This is a genomic window from Martinezella tropici, assembly GCF_008370325.1.
GTDB classification, from domain to species: Bacteria; Pseudomonadota; Alphaproteobacteria; order Rhizobiales; family Rhizobiaceae; genus Rhizobium; species Rhizobium tropici_B.
The window spans coordinates 1-16,545 of the sequence record NZ_VNIP01000010.1 but is presented as its reverse complement, the minus strand read 5'-3'; the positions used below and the strand labels follow the sequence as shown (position 1 = coordinate 16,545).

Annotated in this window: 17 protein-coding genes and 1 tRNA gene; 16 read left to right on the top strand and 2 right to left on the bottom strand. The window is 60.4% G+C overall.

Annotation, left to right across the window (positions count from 1 at the left end):
• The first annotated feature begins 39 nt into the window (after positions 1-39).
• From FP026_RS18920 to FP026_RS18905, 4 genes are all read left to right on the top strand, one after another.
• Entirely contained in the window at positions 40-321 is a 282-nt protein-coding gene (locus tag FP026_RS18920) for a hypothetical protein (protein WP_149636170.1), read from the top strand.
• A 314-nt stretch (positions 322-635) separates the two neighbouring features.
• Positions 636-1,100, top strand: a complete 465-nt coding sequence (locus FP026_RS18915; protein WP_149636169.1) for a MarR family winged helix-turn-helix transcriptional regulator — start codon at positions 636-638, stop codon at positions 1,098-1,100.
• Positions 1,093-2,319: an HlyD family secretion protein gene (locus FP026_RS18910; protein WP_149636168.1), complete on the top strand. Its 1,227-nt coding sequence runs from the start codon at positions 1,093-1,095 to the stop codon at positions 2,317-2,319. The genes FP026_RS18915 and FP026_RS18910 overlap by 8 nt, the downstream gene beginning before the upstream one ends.
• Positions 2,312-3,856, top strand: coding sequence for a DHA2 family efflux MFS transporter permease subunit (locus tag FP026_RS18905; RefSeq protein WP_149636167.1), 1,545 nt, complete (start codon positions 2,312-2,314; stop codon positions 3,854-3,856). The genes FP026_RS18910 and FP026_RS18905 overlap by 8 nt, the downstream gene beginning before the upstream one ends.
• 73 nt (positions 3,857-3,929) lie before the next feature.
• Here FP026_RS18905 and FP026_RS18900 read toward each other — a convergent pair whose 3' ends face one another.
• Positions 3,930-4,526, bottom strand: coding sequence for a DNA-3-methyladenine glycosylase (locus FP026_RS18900; RefSeq protein WP_149636509.1), 597 nt, complete (start codon positions 4,524-4,526; stop codon positions 3,930-3,932).
• A 416-nt stretch (positions 4,527-4,942) separates the two neighbouring features.
• Here FP026_RS18900 and FP026_RS18895 point away from each other — a divergent pair.
• The 7 genes from FP026_RS18895 to FP026_RS18865 all read left to right on the top strand — a co-directional run bounded on the left by FP026_RS18895 (position 4,943) and on the right by FP026_RS18865 (position 11,168).
• A tRNA-Ser gene (locus FP026_RS18895) sits at positions 4,943-5,032 on the top strand.
• A 106-nt stretch (positions 5,033-5,138) separates the two neighbouring features.
• Positions 5,139-5,762 (top strand): flavodoxin family protein, encoded by a 624-nt coding sequence (locus FP026_RS18890; RefSeq protein WP_149636166.1) that lies wholly within the window; start codon positions 5,139-5,141, stop codon positions 5,760-5,762.
• Complete coding sequence (locus FP026_RS18885; protein ID WP_149636165.1) at positions 5,755-6,624, top strand: sigma-70 family RNA polymerase sigma factor; 870 nt, start codon at positions 5,755-5,757, stop codon at positions 6,622-6,624. The genes FP026_RS18890 and FP026_RS18885 overlap by 8 nt, the downstream gene beginning before the upstream one ends.
• Before the next feature lie 245 nt (positions 6,625-6,869).
• A complete protein-coding gene (locus FP026_RS18880) occupies positions 6,870-8,039 on the top strand; it encodes a septal ring lytic transglycosylase RlpA family protein (protein WP_432444134.1) in 1,170 nt (389 codons plus the stop codon).
• A gap of 70 nt (positions 8,040-8,109) precedes the next feature.
• Positions 8,110-9,309, top strand: a complete 1,200-nt coding sequence (locus tag FP026_RS18875; RefSeq protein ID WP_149636163.1) for a D-alanyl-D-alanine carboxypeptidase family protein — start codon at positions 8,110-8,112, stop codon at positions 9,307-9,309.
• Positions 9,310-9,462: 153 nt separating this feature from the next.
• Positions 9,463-10,140, top strand: coding sequence for a dTMP kinase (gene tmk, locus FP026_RS18870; RefSeq protein WP_149636162.1), 678 nt, complete (start codon positions 9,463-9,465; stop codon positions 10,138-10,140).
• Complete coding sequence (locus tag FP026_RS18865) at positions 10,137-11,168, top strand: DNA polymerase III subunit delta' (RefSeq protein ID WP_149636161.1); 1,032 nt, start codon at positions 10,137-10,139, stop codon at positions 11,166-11,168. Before tmk ends, FP026_RS18865 begins: the two co-directional genes overlap by 4 nt.
• A gap of 51 nt (positions 11,169-11,219) precedes the next feature.
• Here the strand turns inward: FP026_RS18865 and FP026_RS18860 are convergent, their stop codons facing one another.
• Positions 11,220-12,059: a sulfite exporter TauE/SafE family protein gene (locus FP026_RS18860; RefSeq protein WP_188112628.1), complete on the bottom strand. Its 840-nt coding sequence runs from the start codon at positions 12,057-12,059 to the stop codon at positions 11,220-11,222.
• Positions 12,060-12,270: 211 nt separating this feature from the next.
• Here FP026_RS18860 and metG point away from each other — a divergent pair, with 211 nt between their 5' ends.
• The 5 genes from metG to FP026_RS18835 all read left to right on the top strand — a co-directional run bounded on the left by metG (position 12,271) and on the right by FP026_RS18835 (position 16,482).
• Positions 12,271-13,824 carry a methionine--tRNA ligase gene (metG, locus tag FP026_RS18855; protein ID WP_149636159.1) on the top strand — a complete coding sequence of 518 codons (1,554 nt, stop codon included), beginning with the start codon at positions 12,271-12,273 and terminating at the stop codon, positions 13,822-13,824.
• A gap of 8 nt (positions 13,825-13,832) precedes the next feature.
• Entirely contained in the window at positions 13,833-14,615 is a 783-nt protein-coding gene (locus FP026_RS18850) for a TatD family hydrolase (RefSeq protein WP_149636158.1), read from the top strand.
• A gap of 4 nt (positions 14,616-14,619) precedes the next feature.
• Positions 14,620-15,447, top strand: coding sequence for an MBL fold metallo-hydrolase (locus FP026_RS18845; RefSeq protein WP_149636157.1), 828 nt, complete (start codon positions 14,620-14,622; stop codon positions 15,445-15,447).
• On the top strand, positions 15,444-15,935 hold the full coding sequence (locus FP026_RS18840) for a YbaK/EbsC family protein (RefSeq protein WP_149636156.1): 492 nt from the start codon (positions 15,444-15,446) through the stop codon (positions 15,933-15,935). The genes FP026_RS18845 and FP026_RS18840 overlap by 4 nt, the downstream gene beginning before the upstream one ends.
• 67 nt (positions 15,936-16,002) lie before the next feature.
• Positions 16,003-16,482 carry an SRPBCC domain-containing protein gene (locus FP026_RS18835; RefSeq protein WP_149636155.1) on the top strand — a complete coding sequence of 160 codons (480 nt, stop codon included), beginning with the start codon at positions 16,003-16,005 and terminating at the stop codon, positions 16,480-16,482.
• Positions 16,483-16,545: the final 63 nt, after the last annotated feature.

Below are 16,545 nucleotides of genomic sequence, written 5' to 3'. Positions count from 1 at the left end.
AGCGGCGTTCTACGAACCAGGAGACATAAGGAGCACACGATGGCAGAAACGAAACCAGCTTCCGCCCAATCTTCTTCCGCGCGAGCACAGACCGAAATGGCAATGGAGGACCTTGCCGCGCAGGTCGCTGCGCTACGCGAAGATCTGTCGAGGTTGTCGCAGAGCATGGCAGCTGTGGGGCAGGGAGCGAAATCTGTCGTCGCGGAGGAAGCCCAGGAGATCACCGAGCAGTTGCGCGAGAGAGTTCGCGAGGAGCCGATTTTCATGGTCGCTGCCGCAGCCGGCATCGGCTATCTCATCGGCCTTCTCAGCCGACGCTAGCTTCCGGTCGAACTCTCGACGGGTGGGACGCCCCCTACGTACCACCTCTGCTGCGAAACTGCCGAAAAGGCGCGGACGAATCGGTCCGCGCCTTTTCAATTGATAATCGGCCACCGATAGTCATTTTTGCGCGCATGCATTGCGATTTTCACGATATGCAGCCCAGCCGCCGCCCACCGCGGCATCTTTGCGACGGCCCTGCGACATCTTCGACAATAGCCATTTCTTGATCGCTCGCCTCTTGTATCGCGTGGGCGCTTACTATAGGTACCATTAATTATAAGGTTGCTTATCAATAGCAGGCTTTTTATACCATGAATTCGACACCTACCCTCGGTTTTCTCCTTCACGACGTTGCCAGGCTGTTTCGCAAGCGGTTCGAGCAGCGCGCAAAAGATTTGGGCCTGACGCGTTCGCAATGGCAGACGCTCGCCTACCTCGCAAACAATGAAGGTATCCATCAGGCCGGTCTGGCGGAAATGCTGGAGATTGAGCCGATCACACTGGTCCGCATCCTCGACAAGCTGAGCGAGCGCGGTCTGGTGGAGCGCCGGCAGCATCCGCGCGATCGGCGAAGCTGGCTTCTCTACATGTGCGAGGAAGCCCGGCCGCTGATCGATACCATGCGCGATATGGGCGACCAGACACGCAAGGAAGCGCTCGAAGGAACCTCGCAGGAGGATCAAGAGCGCCTCTACGAATTGCTTACCCTCATGAAATCAAACCTGCTTAACGCCTGCCGTTCAAAGGCAGTCGACAAAGAGTTACAACATGGCTGACGCATCTTCCTCCCTTCGCGTACCTGCAAACGTAAATTCCGCTGAACAGACTGAGACCCCGGTGGCGGAGGCCCCGTCCTCCAATCCGTCACCAAAGCCCGCGGCAGCTACAGCGGCGGCCCCGGTCGCGCCTCCGGAAACGCCGCGCAAGCGCCGCAACCTGACGCGACCGGTTCTGTTCGCACTGCTGCCCGTCGCGCTCATCATCGGCGGCTATTACTACGTCACCGGCGGACAGATCATGTCCACGGACAATGCCTATATCCAGGCCGACATGGTGGGCGTTTCCACCGACGTTTCGGGCACGGTGATCTCGGTTGACGTGCATGAGAACGAAGTGGTGAAGAAGGGCCAGGTGCTCTTTCGCTTGAAGCCCGATTCCTTCCGGATCGCACTGGAGGGTGCAACGGCACAGCTTGGCAACGCCAGGAACCAGATCCTGAACCTGCAAGCGAGCTACAAGCAGGCCCTGGCCGAAATCGCCCAGGCACAGGCCGACATTCCCTACTTCCAGACGGAATTCGAACGCCAGCAGAACCTGATCAGCAGCTCGGTTGCCTCGAAGGCGGCTTTTGACCAGGCAAAGCACAACCTCGAGGCCGCACAGCAGAAGGTATCGGTCGCGCAGGCGCAGGCGGCAACGACCCTTGCCCAGTTGGGTGGCGAGGGTGCCGCCGACCTGCCTGTCGAGCAAAATCCGCTTTATCTCCAGGCCAAGGCCGCGGTCGACAACGCACAGCGCGAGCTCGACGATACCGTCGTGCGCGCGCCTTTCGACGGCATCACCGCCAACGTACCCTCGCTTCAGGTCGGTGCCTATCTGACGGCCGCGCAGCAGGGTTTCTCGCTGGTTTCCACGACCCATGTGTGGATCAATGCGAGCCCGAAGGAAACCGAGCTTACTTATGTGCGCCCCGGCCAGAAGGTCGACATCTCTGTTGATGCCTATCCGGACGTGACCTGGAAGGGCACGGTTGCCAGCATCTCGCCCGCATCCGGCTCCAGCTTCTCGCTGCTGCCGGCCCAGAACACGACCGGCAACTGGGTCAAGGTCGTGCAGCGCATACCAATGATCATCAGCATTGATGATATGCAGGGCAAGCCGCCGCTGCGCGTCGGAATGAGCGTCGTTGCCGATGTCGACACCGGCCATGCCCGCGGCCTGCCCGATTTCATCACCAACCTGCTGGGCCGTTCGCGCGGTCAGGATCATGAGTAACGCTACCCCTTCTTCGGCCGCGGCGCCTGTCGCCAATCGCGGCGCGATCACCGCCTGCGTCATCCTGTCGGTCATCATGCAGGCGCTGGACACCACGATCGCCAACGTCGCGCTGCCGCACATTCAGGGCGACGTCTCCGCCAGCGCCGACCAGATCAACTGGGTTCTGACGTCCTACATCGTTGCGGCGGCGATCATGACGCCGCCCTCCGGCTTCCTTTCGGCAAAGTTCGGCCGCAAGCGGGTTCTGCTGGTCGCGATCGCCGGCTTCGTCGCTGCTTCAGTTCTCTGCGGCCTGTCGGAATCACTGGTTCAGATCGTCGGATTCCGCCTGCTGCAGGGGTTGTTCGGCGCTTCGCTGGTGCCGCTGTCGCAGGGCATTCTGCTCGATATCTACAGTGTCGAGGAGCGCGGCCGCGCCATGGCGCTGTTCGGCGTCTCGGTCATGGTCGGCCCGGTGCTGGGGCCGGTCATCGGCGGCTGGCTGACCGACAATATCAGCTGGCGCTGGGTGTTCTACATCAACGTGCCGATCGGCGCGCTCGCCTTCTTCGGCATCGTGGTCTATGTGACGGAAACGAAGCTAGATGCGCTGGCCAAGCTTGACTGGTTCGGGTTCAGCATGCTTTCGATCACGATTGCAGCGCTACAGCTCTTTCTTGACCGCGGCGAACAGCTCGACTGGTTCTACTCGAGCGAAATCATCATCGAGGCGCTCGTCTGCGTCAGCGCCTTCTATCTCTTCCTCGTGCACATGTTCACGGCCGAGCGAAGCTTCGTCAATCCGCGGCTTTTCATGGACCAGAACTTTGCCGTCAGCATCCTGTTCATCTTCATCGTCGGCGTGACCTATCTGGCTTCGCTGGCGCTGATGACGCCCTATCTGCAGACGCTGATGGGCTATCCGGTCGTCACCGCCGGCATCGCCATGGGACCGCGCGGCCTCGGCACCATGTTCTGCATGTTCCTGGTGGGACGCCTGATCGGCAAGGTCGATACGCGCTGGCTGCTGTTCATCGGCCTCGCGCTGACGGCCTGGGCCACGTACGACATGACCGGCTGGACGCCGGATGTCTCGCAGTGGACTCTGATATCAGTCGGCTTCGTCCAGGGCGCCGGCCTCGGCTTCCTCTTCGTGCCGCTGACGACGATCGCTTTCGCGACGCTGCCGGCGCAGATGCGCGGCGAGGGGACGGGTCTCTACAACCTCTCGCGCAATATCGGTTCAAGCGTCGGCATTTCCGTCGTTTCGATGCTGATCACCGAGAATACGCAGGTCAACCATGCCAACATCGCCGCCTATGTGACGCCGTTCAACCGCTATTTCGATGCGACGGCCGCGCAAGGAGTAAGCCCCCTGACGGCTGTGGGACGCGCGACGCTCGACGGCATGATCACCACCCAGGCAACCGTCATCGCCTATATCGACGACTTCAAATTGCTGATGTTGATGTCGATCTTCGCCATGCCGCTATTGGTACTGCTCCGCAAGCCGAAGGCGCCTCCGGCCGTGGACCACAGCGTCGCGATGGAATAGCCGCGCAGTCTTTCCAGTTTCACTGCGTGGCCAGACGGCCGCCGGGCACCACCCGGCGGCCGCTTTTGCTCGCTCATGGGAAACGACGACTGACGAAACGCGAGCCCGCCGCGCCGAAGCGCCAGAGCGGATCGATGTTTTTGGTGATTCCTATGCGCTTGCCGGAAACGACCGGCACCGGTTCCGCGAGAGACATCGAAAATGGCGCCGTATCCAGGGAGCGGCCGTCGAGCCTTATATCGACATCAAGCGCCTGCGACAGCTTGCCCGGCCCGTTGCAGAGCGAGACGATGTCGGCAAGGCCACGCCGCCGGATCATCTCCTCGATGCCATTTTCCGGCTCGATCGCCCGGATGAGCACTGCGCTCCCCTTGCTGCAAACGAAATTCAGGCACCAGTGAATACCATAGGAGCGGTAGACATAGACATGGCCGGCGGGACCGAACATGGCCGCATTGCGCGGCGTCGGCCCGCGATATGCGTGGGAAGCCTCGTCGTCGGGCCGATAGGCCTCCGTCTCGACGATGCGACCGCCTATGCCCGCGACAGTGAAACGCACCCCGATCAGATCGGACGCGACCACCACGGCATCGCGGCTGAAAAAGGCGGTGAGGGCAGGGCCGGCAAGGGGCTTGGCGCCAAGCGACAGGGAATGATCGTCAAAAGTCATGGCAAGGAAACTATCCCGGATAGTCGAAGCCATCAACACGACGCCCGGAAATCGAGACCTTCACGACCAACGGGTCGATAATTGACAAATTATAAGCTTGGCTTACTAATGACTTGCTTCAGTCAGATTTGACCCCTGACCTGGCGAAGGTGGCCCGGCCGTCTCCAGCGGCCGGGCCACCTTATTTCCAGCGCCTTGACGAAACGAAACCCGCGCACCGACCCGCACTCGATCGGTATCCCTCGATTGCCATTCCATCTGATGTCGAGAATGCGGGAGAGCTCGGCGGAACAAGTTGACGCGGCGACCAAAGCTGCTAAAAAGCCAGCCGTCGAGTGATTGGGTAGAAAACCGGTAGCAACACCCGGTTTCGAAAAATCAGCAATGCATGGATTTTTCAGCCTTTTCAATTGCTTGGAAGAGTGTCCGAGTGGTTTAAGGAACCGGTCTTGAAAACCGGCGTGCGGGAAACCGTACCGTGGGTTCGAATCCCACCTCTTCCGCCAATAGCCTTTCTCGATGTCTTCGATCCCATAAAAAATCCCGGCATGTCACAATCCTCCCTCATGCCTTGTCATCTCCTTCGCAACGCCAATTTCGAAGGAGATGACAATGATCCTGCAGAGAATCGCAATCGTCTATCATAGCGGCTATGGGCATACGGGCCGTCAGGCGGAAGCCGTGAGGGCGGGGGTTGAGCAGGTAGATGGCGTCGAGGCCATGTTGTTGGCGGTGGACAAGGTGGAGCACCACTGGGATGATCTCAATGCGGCGCAGGCCATCATCTTCGGATCGCCGACCTATATGGGCTCGGTCTCGGCATCGTTCAAAGCGTTCCAGGAGGCAACATCGCATGCCGTTCTTGCCAAGGGCTATCGGTGGAGGGACAAGATTGCTGCCGGTTTCACCACCTCGGGGTCACGATCCGGTGACAAGCTTTCGACGCTGATGCAGATGGTGATCTTCGCAGCCCAGCACGGAATGCATTGGGTCGGTCTCGATCTTCCTCCGGCGAACTGTTCTTCAATGGGTTCCGAAGAGGATCTGAACCGCCTCGGCTTCTGGCTTGGCGCGGCGGCGCAGGCGAACACGGATGAAGGCCCGGAGACCGCGCCGCCTGCATCCGATCTCGCCACCGCCCGCCATCTTGGGCGACGGGTGGCGCTGACGACGCTGCAGTTCGCCCGTGGCCGCGGTGTCAGCCCGTTCCCACGCGAGCTTGCGGTCCATGAATGAAACGCCGACGGATCCGATCTTCTCCGAGCTGCGCCCGCGGCTCGTCCGGCTTGCCTACCGAATGCTCGGATCGGTCGCGGATGCCGAGGATATCGTGCAGGATACTTGGCTGCGCTGGCTGGCGACCGATCGTGCCACCATTCGCGCGCCCGCCGCGTTTCTGCGGACCATCGTCACCAGGCTTTGCCTGAACGAACTGAAATCGGCACGCCGCCGCCGTGAGTCCTATGTGGGCTCCTGGCTGCCAGAGCCGATTTTCGATCCGGACGATGGCGATGCGGCCGACGACATCACGCTGCCGTTGATGCTGGCGCTGGAACGCCTGTCACCTCTGGAGCGTGCCGCCTTTCTCCTGCATGACGTGTTCGGCATGGATTTCGACGATGTTGCGCTGGCGATCGGCCGCGAGGCTGCTGCCTGCCGCAAGCTTGCCAGCCGGGCGAGGGCGCATGTCAGCGAAGCCCGGCCGCGCTTTGCCATCGGCAGGGAGCAGGGGCTCAAATTTGCCACCGCCTTCTTCACGGCGTCGAGAACGGGAGACATGGCCGCTCTTCGCGCCCTGCTTTCCGAGGATGTCGTTGTCTATGCCGACGGCGGTGGCAAGGTACCGACATCGCAGCGACCGCACATCGGGCTTTCCGCCGTCATGCTGCTGCATGAGCAGCTGGCACGAATTTTCCGCGCGCAGCCTTCCCGGCTGATCCATTATGCCGTCATCGACGGTTTGCCCGGCTTCGTAACGGTGGAAGGCAGCAATGTCATGCAGACGACCGCGCTGCAGATCGAGCAGGAAAAGGTCGTTGCCATCTATTGCATGCGCAATCCGGACAAGCTGCAGCACATTATCGGCGTGCCCCATTGACGGTTGACGGCGCAAAGAGCGGGATGCGAAACGGTCGCCTTCGCTCCGCCAAGCCGATGCCGCTTTACCGCGCGTTAACCATGACTTTCGGAATTTCTTCAGTGCGCTCAATTTGCATCGCAAAAACGCCAAACTGTAATCATGATTAAAGCACCGTTAGGTGATTGGAGCGTAGCACGATACCGGAATGAGGGATGTACCGATATCAGACCTCCGTCAGAGTAATGAGTAGCGGCTTGGGACAGATGACATCAGAAAATCGTGCGGTGACATGCGCAACGGGTATGCGTTGGTTTGCTCTTTCCCTGATGTGCGCAACCATCACAGCCTGCGGAACGTCTCAGAAGGTTGCCTCGACACGCCAGCACGGCAAGGAATATTTCTCGGAGAAGGAATATGGCGTGAAGGCGAGCCCTCGCGTCGTCAACAACGGCCCCGTGCCGAAGGGCGGCGGCCGCTTCATGGTCGGCAATCCTTACCAGGTGAAAGGTAAGTGGTACTACCCCAAGGAAGATTACAGCTACAGCAAGGTCGGCATCGCTTCCTGGTACGGTTCGGCCTTTCATGGCCGCCTGACGGCCAATGGCGAAGTCTACGACCAGCAGGCATTGACCGCCGCGCATCCGACCTTCCCGCTGCCGAGCTATGCCCGCGTCACCAATGTCGAAACCGGCTCCTCCATCATCGTGCGCGTCAATGATCGTGGCCCATATCATCCCGGCCGCATCATCGACCTTTCCAACAAGACCGCACAGATGCTCGATCTCCAGCACAGTGGCACCGGCGACGTGCGCGTGCAGTATGTCGGCCGCGCCCGCATGGACGGTCACGACGATCCCTATCTGATGGCCTCCTACATTCCGAAGGGTTCGCGCCTGCCCAGCGTCAATCCGGGCGGCCAGATCGCGACAGGTGTAATGGTTGCCTCGGCCGGCCGGATGACGGCGGATCAATTGCCTGATTCCGACACTCCGCTCCGCGCGAGCCGCCAGCAGCGCAGCTATGACCCCGCGCCGGCAATCGCTCCCATTCCGCGCCAGTCACCTTACGCGACGACTGCTTTCGCTGGTTCTACGCCTGACGCCGGGTACAATGGCAGCAAGCGTAACAATCCGCCCCCGATGGAATGGAACGGCGGCGCCATGCCGGCAGCAGAACCAGGGGATTCGACCATGGTCGTGCTTCCGAGAATCGGCCCGATCCCCTATGAGCGGCCGGACTTCTCGCGGCGTCTTGCAAGCCTGAAGGATGAAACCCTGGGCTCGGCCGTTGCCGCCTATCAGGAGGCTCCCGTCAAGACCGTCTATGTCAATCTCGCTTTCGATGCCGTCATGGTCCGCAATGACGGGCTGACGCAGCAATCGATCCTTTCGTCCTATCACCGCCAGCATCAGGGTACGACGCACGCGGATTGATCAGCATCATTGCCTGAATCTCAACCCGTCACTAAAATAATCGTGCCGGTGACCGGATGAAGGGGACGATATGCCAAAGCGCTTGATTCTTTTGTTCCTTTTTGTCCTCGGGTTCAGCAACGCCTCCGCCTTTGCGCAGGCGGCAACCGGCACTTTCGATACGAAAGCCTCGCAGGCATTCATGATCGAAGCCTCGACCGGCACCATCCTGCTTGCGAAGAACGAGGATCAGCTGATTTCGCCGGCATCGCTCGCGAAATTGATGACGCTCGATGTCGTCTTCGAGGCAATCGGACGTGGGGAGGTCAGCCTCGATACCGAATATCCCGTCTCGGAAAATGCCTGGCGGACAGGCGGCGCTCCCTCGCGCGCATCGACGATGTTCGCCGCGTTGAAATCACGCATCCGCGTCGGCGATCTGATCCAGGGTATTGCCGTGCAGCAGGCGAATGACGCCTGCATCGTTCTGGCGGAAGGCATGTCCGTCAACGAGCGCGAATTCGCGCGGCGCATGACGGCGCGTGCCCGCGAGATCGGAATGTCGCGGGCGACCTTCACCAATTCCACCGGCCTGCCTGATGCCAATGGCGGCGGCAAGGTCTCCGCGCGGGAGATGGTGATGCTGGCGCAGGACCTGCAGCAGAGGCACCCGGATCTCTATAAATATTTCGGCCAGGCCGATTTCACCTGGAACAAGATCTATCAGCGCAACAAGAACCCGATGCTTCTGCTCAATATCGGCGTGGATGGCCTGGGGCTCGGCTTTGCCGAAGGCGAGGGCTTTTCGATCGTCGCCTCCATTCAGCGCGACGGCCGCCGGCTGTTCCTGGCGCTTGGAGGCCTGAAGAGCGACAAGGAACGCATCGAGGAAACGCGCCGCGTGCTCGAATGGGGCCTCAGCAATTTCAAGAGCCAGCGCATCTTTGCCGATGGCGAAGTGATCGGCGATGCCAGCGTTTATGGTGGAGCCGACTCCACGGTCGGTCTGCAGGCGAAGATACCCGTCGATGTCTATGTCCCGATCGAAACCCCGGACCGGCTGTCGGCGCGCATCGTCTATCGCTGGCCATTGGCTGCGCCCGTGGCCGCAGGCTACGAAGCGGGAACTCTTCGCGTGTTCCTGGGCGCCCGGCTGGTGCGCGAACTGCCGCTCTACACGAAGGAATCGGTCGCGCAGGGCACATTGGGCCGCCGCGCCTTTGATGCCTTCATGGAATTGACGGAGTCCCTGCTGTTTTCCTGGCTATGGGACAAGCCTTTGCCGAGCTGAGAGGGCAATACGGCTCGCGAAATCTCTGTTCACACCCCATATAGAGTCATGCACACCGTGACATGCATGGTTCCACCGGGACATGTCTTGGGTTAAACAGAGTGCGTATCGCATACCAGACGGATGGCACGCGAAAAGTGCAGGACATGATCATTGGCTGATGCAAACGGATTATTCGTAAGCTTCGAAGGCGGGGAAGGGGCCGGCAAATCCACCCAGATCCGCCGGCTGGCTGAACGGTTGCGCGAGCGTGGCCATGAGGTTCTGGTAACGCGTGAACCCGGTGGGTCACCGGGCGCTGAGGCTGTACGACACGTCCTGCTTTCCGGCGCGGCAGAAATGTTCGGCACGCGCATGGAGGCCATTCTTTTCGCTGCCGCCCGCAACGATCATGTCGAGGAAGTCATTCGCCCCGCGCTTTCGCGTGGAACCATCGTCCTTTGCGACCGCTTCATGGATTCCTCGCGCGTCTATCAGGGCGTGACTGGCAATCTCGAGCCGGATTATATCGAGGCCCTGCAAAGGGTCGCCGTCAACGGTGTCGTGCCGGACTGCACGCTGATTCTCGACATTCCGGCCGAAAAGGGCCTGGAGCGCGCGCGCAAACGGGCCTCCGCCGTCACTGCGCCCGATCGCTTCGAAAAGGAAGAGATGCAGACCCATGAGAAACGCCGTGAGGCCTTTCTCGATATCGCCGCGCGCGAACCCGAACGTTGCCACGTCATCGACGCACAGCAGTCCGAAGACGATATCGCGGCGGAAATAGCCGGGATCGTCGATAAGCGACTCGCCGCTGCCAATATCGCCGCGGGATCGGAAGCGGCGCAATGAGTGATGACCGGCCCGGCGTCCTTGATGGCGCTATTCCTCCGCAGGACAATGTGAAACTCTTTGGCCATGAGCAGGCGGAAGCCTTCCTCGCGCAATCCTATCGCTCCGGCAAGGGCCACCATGCCATGCTGATCGAAGGGCCTGAGGGCATCGGCAAGGCGACGCTTGCCTTTCGTTTCGCCAATCATGTCCTCTCCCATCCCGACCCTGCATCCGCACCGGAGACGATCGGCGATCCGGACCCGGCATCCGCCGTCAGCCGGCAAATTTCCGGTGGCGCCTCCCACAACCTTCTACACCTCAGCCGACCGGTCGACGACAAGACCGGCAAGGTGAAATCCGCCATCACCGTGGACGAGGTGCGCCGCGCCGGAAAATTCTTCTCGCAGACCTCGGGCACGGGCAATTGGCGGATCGTCATCATCGACCCCGCCGACGATCTCAACCGCAGCGCCGCAAACGCCATTCTGAAGATCCTCGAGGAGCCGCCCAAGCGCGCTTTGTTCCTCGTGCTTTCACATGCACCGGGCCGGCTTCTGCCGACGATCCGTTCGCGCTGCCTGCCTTTGAAGCTCGCGCCGCTTCCCGATGATGCCTTGCGCATGGCGCTCGAAAATCTGGGCGTTCCGGCCGGGCAGGGGAGCGAATTGCTCTCGGCAGCCAAGGGCAGCGTCAGCGAGGCGCTCAAGCTGCTGAATTACGGCGGCGGTGAAATCATCGGGGCCTATCGCCAGGTGCTTTCGGCGGATGGACCCGCGGCCCGCAAGGCTATGCATCGCCTCGCCGATGCGCTTTCCGGAAAGGACAGCGACACGATCTTCGGCTTCTTCGTGGCTCATATCGGCGATGACATCATCGACCGCGCCCGCGCTGCCGCGCGCGACGGCTCCGTTGCCGCGGCCGAGAGGCTCGCCCGCCTGCATTCCGAGACCACCGAGCGGCTGAACGTGTCGCAAGCCTACAATCTCGATCGCAAGCAAACGCTCATCACTATCCTCGGTGAGCTCAAGCAACAGCTCTCGGCATAAACAGACCATAATTCCTAACGATAGCCACTGCGGGGCTTCCTCTGAATCGCATCAGGGAAGGATTAGCTTCCAGGCGACGATGGCCAGCGTAACGGCAAGGATGATGCGTACGGACCGCTCGTGCAGGCGCGGCGCCAGCAGGCTGCCGGCAACGATGCCCGGGATCGATCCCGCCAGCAGGGCGAACAGCATCGTCCAGTTGATCTCGCCGATGAACCAATAGCCCATGCCGCCGATCAGGGTCAGCGGCACGGCATGGACGATGTCCGAGCCGACGATTTCGCGCACGTCCGTCTGCGGATAAAGCACCAGCAGGACGGTGACACCGAGCGCGCCTGCGCCGACCGATGTCATGGTGACGAGAATGCCGAGCATAAGGCCGAGGACGACTGTCAGCAGAGCGATATTGCGTGGCGATATGGTTCCGCGCTCGCCGCGCCATTTGCCGATGGCCTGAAGAATCTGGCCACGGAAGATCAGCATCAGCGCCGTCAAAAGCAGGAGACAGCCCAAGGACAGGGTTATGGTATGGGCAACGGTGGGGCTCTCGCGATTGACGCCGGCCATGATCCAGAGCATGGCGAGCGCCGCCGGCACGCTACCTGAGGCCAGGAGACCGACGACCTTCCAATTGACCCGCCCGTGAATGCCGTGCACGGCCGTTCCCGCTGTCTTGGTGATTGCGGCGTAGAGGAGATCGGTGCCGACAGCCGTCGCCGGATGCACGCCGAAAAGCAGGACGAGCAAGGGCGTCATCAAAGAGCCGCCACCGACGCCGGTTATGCCGACCAGCATGCCGACGAAAAAGCCGGAAAAGGAATAAAGCGGTTGAAAGGAACCAATCAAACTCAAATTCACAGGCCCTTGAAGCGGTTGGGCAGACCAATACATAAAATGATGAAATTCACGGCCATCTCTGTCCTGCGTTCCAGTCTTGCGAAGGGGTAAAGGCGAGGCGGGGCCGAGTCAAGCAAGGCGCCATCCCGAAGTTCCGAATGCTGCGGGCGCGAAACTTGGTGTTTCGCTCCCGGCAAACATGCGCTAAAGCGAGCGGAGCCAAGAATAACAGAGACGCAACAGTAAAAGCGGACCACTGCCCGACATGACCGAAAAAACTCCGTTCTACATCACCACCGCGATCGCTTATCCCAACGGCAAGCCGCATATCGGCCATGCCTATGAGCTGATTGCCACCGATGCGCTGGCGCGCTTCCAGCGTCTCGATGGCCGCGACGTCTTCTTTCTGACGGGTACGGACGAACATGGTCAGAAGATGCAGCAGACGGCACGCGCCGAGGGCATGGAAGCGCAGCAGCTCGCCAACCGCAATTCCGACGAATTCCAGGCGATGGGCAAGCTGCTGAACGCGTCGAACGACGACTTCATCCGCACCACGCAGCCGCGCCATCACGAAACCTCGCGGAACATATGGAACCTGATGGCTGATGCCGGCGACATCTACAAGGATTCATATGCCGGCTGGTATTCGGTGCGCGACGAAGCCTATTACCAGGAAAACGAAACCGAGCTGCGCGCCGACGGCGTGCGTTACGGGCCTCAGGGCACGCCGGTCGAGTGGGTGCAGGAGGAAAGCTATTTCTTCAAGCTCTCCGAATACCAGGACCGCCTGCTGAAGCTTTACGAAGAGAATCCGGACTTCATCGGCCCGGCTGAACGCCGCAACGAAGTCATCTCCTTCGTGAAGTCAGGCCTCAAGGATCTGTCGATCTCACGTACCACCTTCGATTGGGGCATCAAGGTGCCGAACGATCCGGCTCACGTCATGTATGTCTGGGTCGATGCGCTGACGAACTACATCACTGCCACCGGCTACATCGAAGACCGCAACAATCCGCGGGCGAAATATTGGCCGGCGGACTTGCATGTCATCGGCAAGGACATCATCCGCTTCCACGCGGTCTATTGGCCGGCTTTCCTGATGTCGGCGAAGCTGCCGCTGCCGAAACGCGTCTATGCCCACGGCTTCCTGCTCAACAAGGGCGAGAAGATGTCGAAGTCGCTCGGCAACGTCGTCGACCCGGTCAATCTCGTGAACCATTTCGGCCTCGACCAGGTGCGCTACTTCTTCCTGCGCGAAGTCTCCTTCGGCCAGGACGGCAGCTATAGCGAAGAGGCGATCGGCACCCGCATCAATTCCGATCTCGCCAATGGCATCGGCAATCTCGCCAGCCGCTCGCTGTCGATGATCGTCAAGAACTGCGATGGCCAGATCCCCGAATGCGGTCCGCTAACCGACGAGGACAAGGCACTTCTCGATCAGGCAGATGCCTTGCTTGCCTCGACCCGCGAAGACATGGGCAAGCAGCTCATTCATCGCGCGCTTGCTTCCATCATCGCCGTGGTTTCCGAAACCGACCGCTATTTCGCGAGCCAGGAGCCCTGGGCGCTGAAGAAGACCGATCCGTCCCGCATGGCGACCGTGCTCTATGTCACGGCCGATGTCGTGCGCCAGATCGGCATTCTGCTGCAGCCGTTCATGCCGGAATCCTCCGCGAAACTGCTGGATCTCATTGCAATCCCTGCCGACAAGCGCGATTTCGCGGCGCTCGGCGAGGCAGGCCGCCTCGTCGCCGGAACGCCGCTGGAAGCGCCGAAACCGGTCTTCCCGCGCTATGTCGCGCCGACCGCCGAATAAGGTTTTCCATGCTGATCGATACGCACTGCCATCTGGATTTTGCCGACTTCGAGGAGGAGCGCGACGCGATCGTCGCGCGCGCTCACGAGGTCGGCGTCAAGCAGATGGTCACCATCTCGACCAAAGTCAGGAAGCTCGATGGATTGCTTGCGCTCACCGAGCGCTATCCATCGGTTTTCTGCTCGGTCGGCACGCATCCGAACAGCGCCGACCAGGAGCTGGACATCCAGACGGAAGACCTCGTGCGGCTGGCAAACCAGCACGAAAAGATCGTGGCGATCGGCGAGGCGGGTCTCGATTACTTCTACGATACCGTCAAGCCGGAGGACCAGAAGACCGGCTTCCTGCGCCATATCGCTGCCGCGCGCGAAACAAAGCTGCCGCTTGTCATTCACAGCCGCAGCGCCGATGAGGATATGGCTGCGATCCTGACGGAAGAAACGGGGAAGGGGGCTTTCCCCTTCATCCTCCATTGCTTCTCCGCCGGCCCTGCCCTTGCCCGTGCGGGTGTCGAGCTCGGCGGCTATATCTCCTTTTCCGGCATCCTGACTTTCCCGAAGTCGGAGGAGCTGCGCGAGATCGCCAAGACGATCCCGCATGATCGGCTGCTGGTCGAGACCGATGCGCCTTACCTTGCGCCGAAACGTTGGCGCGGCAAGCGCAACGAGCCATCCTATGTCGTCAATACCGCCGAGGTGCTCGCCGATACGATCGGCGTCGGCATGGCTGATATCGCCGAGATCACCACGGCGAACGCCTTCCGCTGCTTTTCCAAGATGACGAGGGTCTGACGTCGTGACATACCGGCGACGCTTCACCATTTTGGGCTGTTCATCGTCGCCAGGCGTTCCCCGCATTACCGGTGATTGGGGCGACTGCGATCCCAAGAACCCGAAGAACCGGCGCACGCGTGCAGCGTTTCTCGTCGAACAGATCGCACCGGATGGCGGGATTACCACCGTCGTCATCGATACGGGACCGGATTTTCGCGAGCAGATGATCCGCGCCGGTGTCAGCGCCGTTGACGCGGTGCTCTATACCCACGCCCATGCCGACCATATTCACGGCATCGACGATCTGCGCGGCTTCTTTCATATCTCGCAGGATCGGATCCCGATCCATGCCGATCCGCCGACCATGGATCGCATTCGCGAGGGTTTTCGTTACTGTCTGGAGACACCGTTCGGCAGCAGCTATCCGCCGATCGTGAGGCCGGTGTTGATAGAAAGCCTCGAGACAAGCTTCACCATCGCCGGGGCGGGCGGTCCGATCCGTTTCTGGCCTCACAAGCAGCTGCATGGCGATATTCATTCGCTCGGCTTTCGTATCGGCAAACTCGCTTATTGCAGCGATATCAGCGACTTCCCACCAGAATCGGTAGAAAAAGTTCAAGATCTCGATATCTTGATCATCGACGCTCTGCAGTATCGGCCACATCCGAGCCATCTATCACTGGAACAATCGCTTGGATGGATCGAACGCTTGCGGCCGAAACATGCCATCTTGACCCATATGCATACGCCGCTCGATTATGACACCGTGCTGGCGGAAACGCCCGATCATGTCGAGCCGGCCTACGATCAGATGCAGATCGAGCTTGACGTTGAGGATGACGATCTATGAGCGAAGACAGCAGAAAGCTTTCGAGCCTGGAGCGCGTCGAACTGGCGGCGCGCAATCTGGGTCTGGATATTTCGATCAAGCGCATGGAGCAATCGACGCGGACGGCCGAGGAAGCCGCCAAGGCAGTCGGGTGCGCCGTCGGCCAGATCGTCAAGTCGCTGGTCTTCGTCAATGCCGACACCCACGAATTGACGCTGCTTCTTGTTTCGGGCAGCCATAACGCCGATACAGCTTATATAGCAACGGCTTATGGGGTTCGACTGAAGCGCGCTGATATCGATCGCGTTCGCGATGAAACCGGCTTCGCCATCGGCGGCGTCGCACCGATCGGCCATCTCGTCGATCTGCCTGTTTTCATGGATGAGAGCCTTTTGGCTTATGACCAGGTCTGGAGCGCGGCCGGACGGCCGGACAGTATTTTCGCCTGCGATCCGAAACTGCTGGCCGAGAAGATCGCGGCCAAGGCGATTCGCATCAAGGCGAACTGAAGCGGCAACCCCGGGCATTTGGCCGAGCCGCGCAATACGCGGCGATGCTCGCGACGAGGAGGACGTGATGAGCGAGGCGACAGGCGCGAAAAGAACCGACACGGCTTCCAGAACAATCCGCGCCGCGCCACACGCGATCTTCGATGCGTTCGTCAATCCCGATGCATTGATCGCCTGGCTTCCGCCCAAAGGCATGACGGGGCACGTTCACGTCTTCGAGCCACATGAAGGCGGCAGTTATCGGCTGGCGCTGTCCTATGATGCAGCGGATCATTCGACACCCGGAAAATCCTCCGAGCACACCGATACCGTTTCCGGCCGGTTCCTCGAAATCGTTCCTGATAGGCGCATCGTCCAGGCAGTGGATTTCGAATCCGACGACGCAGCATTCGCCGGCACGATGATCATCACATGGTCGTGGGCGGAGGTGCCGTCCGGTACGGAGGTCACCATAGTTTGCGAGAACGTGCCATATGGCATCAGCAAGAAAGACCATGACGAGGGCTTGAAATCGACTCTCGAAAATCTCGCCAACTATCTGAAATAAAATAGAAAAGTGGTGCACTCTCTCCTGTGGCCATATTGACTCTAGTTCCATAATGTATGTTAT

What these genes read in the sequence shown, in the direction of transcription:
- FP026_RS18920 (WP_149636170.1), top strand. Translation starts at nt 40, where the DNA reads ATGGCAGAAACGAAACCAGCTTCCGCCCAATCTTCTTCCGCGCGAGCA.
- FP026_RS18915 (WP_149636169.1), top strand. Translation starts at nt 636, where the DNA reads ATGAATTCGACACCTACCCTCGGTTTTCTCCTTCACGACGTTGCCAGG.
- FP026_RS18910 (WP_149636168.1), top strand. Translation starts at nt 1,093, where the DNA reads ATGGCTGACGCATCTTCCTCCCTTCGCGTACCTGCAAACGTAAATTCC.
- FP026_RS18905 (WP_149636167.1), top strand. Translation starts at nt 2,312, where the DNA reads ATGAGTAACGCTACCCCTTCTTCGGCCGCGGCGCCTGTCGCCAATCGC.
- FP026_RS18900 (WP_149636509.1), bottom strand. Translation starts at nt 4,526, where the DNA reads ATGACTTTTGACGATCATTCCCTGTCGCTTGGCGCCAAGCCCCTTGCC.
- FP026_RS18890 (WP_149636166.1), top strand. Translation starts at nt 5,139, where the DNA reads ATGATCCTGCAGAGAATCGCAATCGTCTATCATAGCGGCTATGGGCAT.
- FP026_RS18885 (WP_149636165.1), top strand. Translation starts at nt 5,755, where the DNA reads ATGAATGAAACGCCGACGGATCCGATCTTCTCCGAGCTGCGCCCGCGG.
- FP026_RS18880 (WP_432444134.1), top strand. Translation starts at nt 6,870, where the DNA reads ATGACATCAGAAAATCGTGCGGTGACATGCGCAACGGGTATGCGTTGG.
- FP026_RS18875 (WP_149636163.1), top strand. Translation starts at nt 8,110, where the DNA reads ATGCCAAAGCGCTTGATTCTTTTGTTCCTTTTTGTCCTCGGGTTCAGC.
- FP026_RS18865 (WP_149636161.1), top strand. Translation starts at nt 10,137, where the DNA reads ATGAGTGATGACCGGCCCGGCGTCCTTGATGGCGCTATTCCTCCGCAG.
- FP026_RS18860 (WP_188112628.1), bottom strand. Translation starts at nt 12,059, where the DNA reads ATGTATTGGTCTGCCCAACCGCTTCAAGGGCCTGTGAATTTGAGTTTG.
- metG (WP_149636159.1), top strand. Translation starts at nt 12,271, where the DNA reads ATGACCGAAAAAACTCCGTTCTACATCACCACCGCGATCGCTTATCCC.
- FP026_RS18850 (WP_149636158.1), top strand. Translation starts at nt 13,833, where the DNA reads ATGCTGATCGATACGCACTGCCATCTGGATTTTGCCGACTTCGAGGAG.
- FP026_RS18840 (WP_149636156.1), top strand. Translation starts at nt 15,444, where the DNA reads ATGAGCGAAGACAGCAGAAAGCTTTCGAGCCTGGAGCGCGTCGAACTG.
- FP026_RS18835 (WP_149636155.1), top strand. Translation starts at nt 16,003, where the DNA reads ATGAGCGAGGCGACAGGCGCGAAAAGAACCGACACGGCTTCCAGAACA.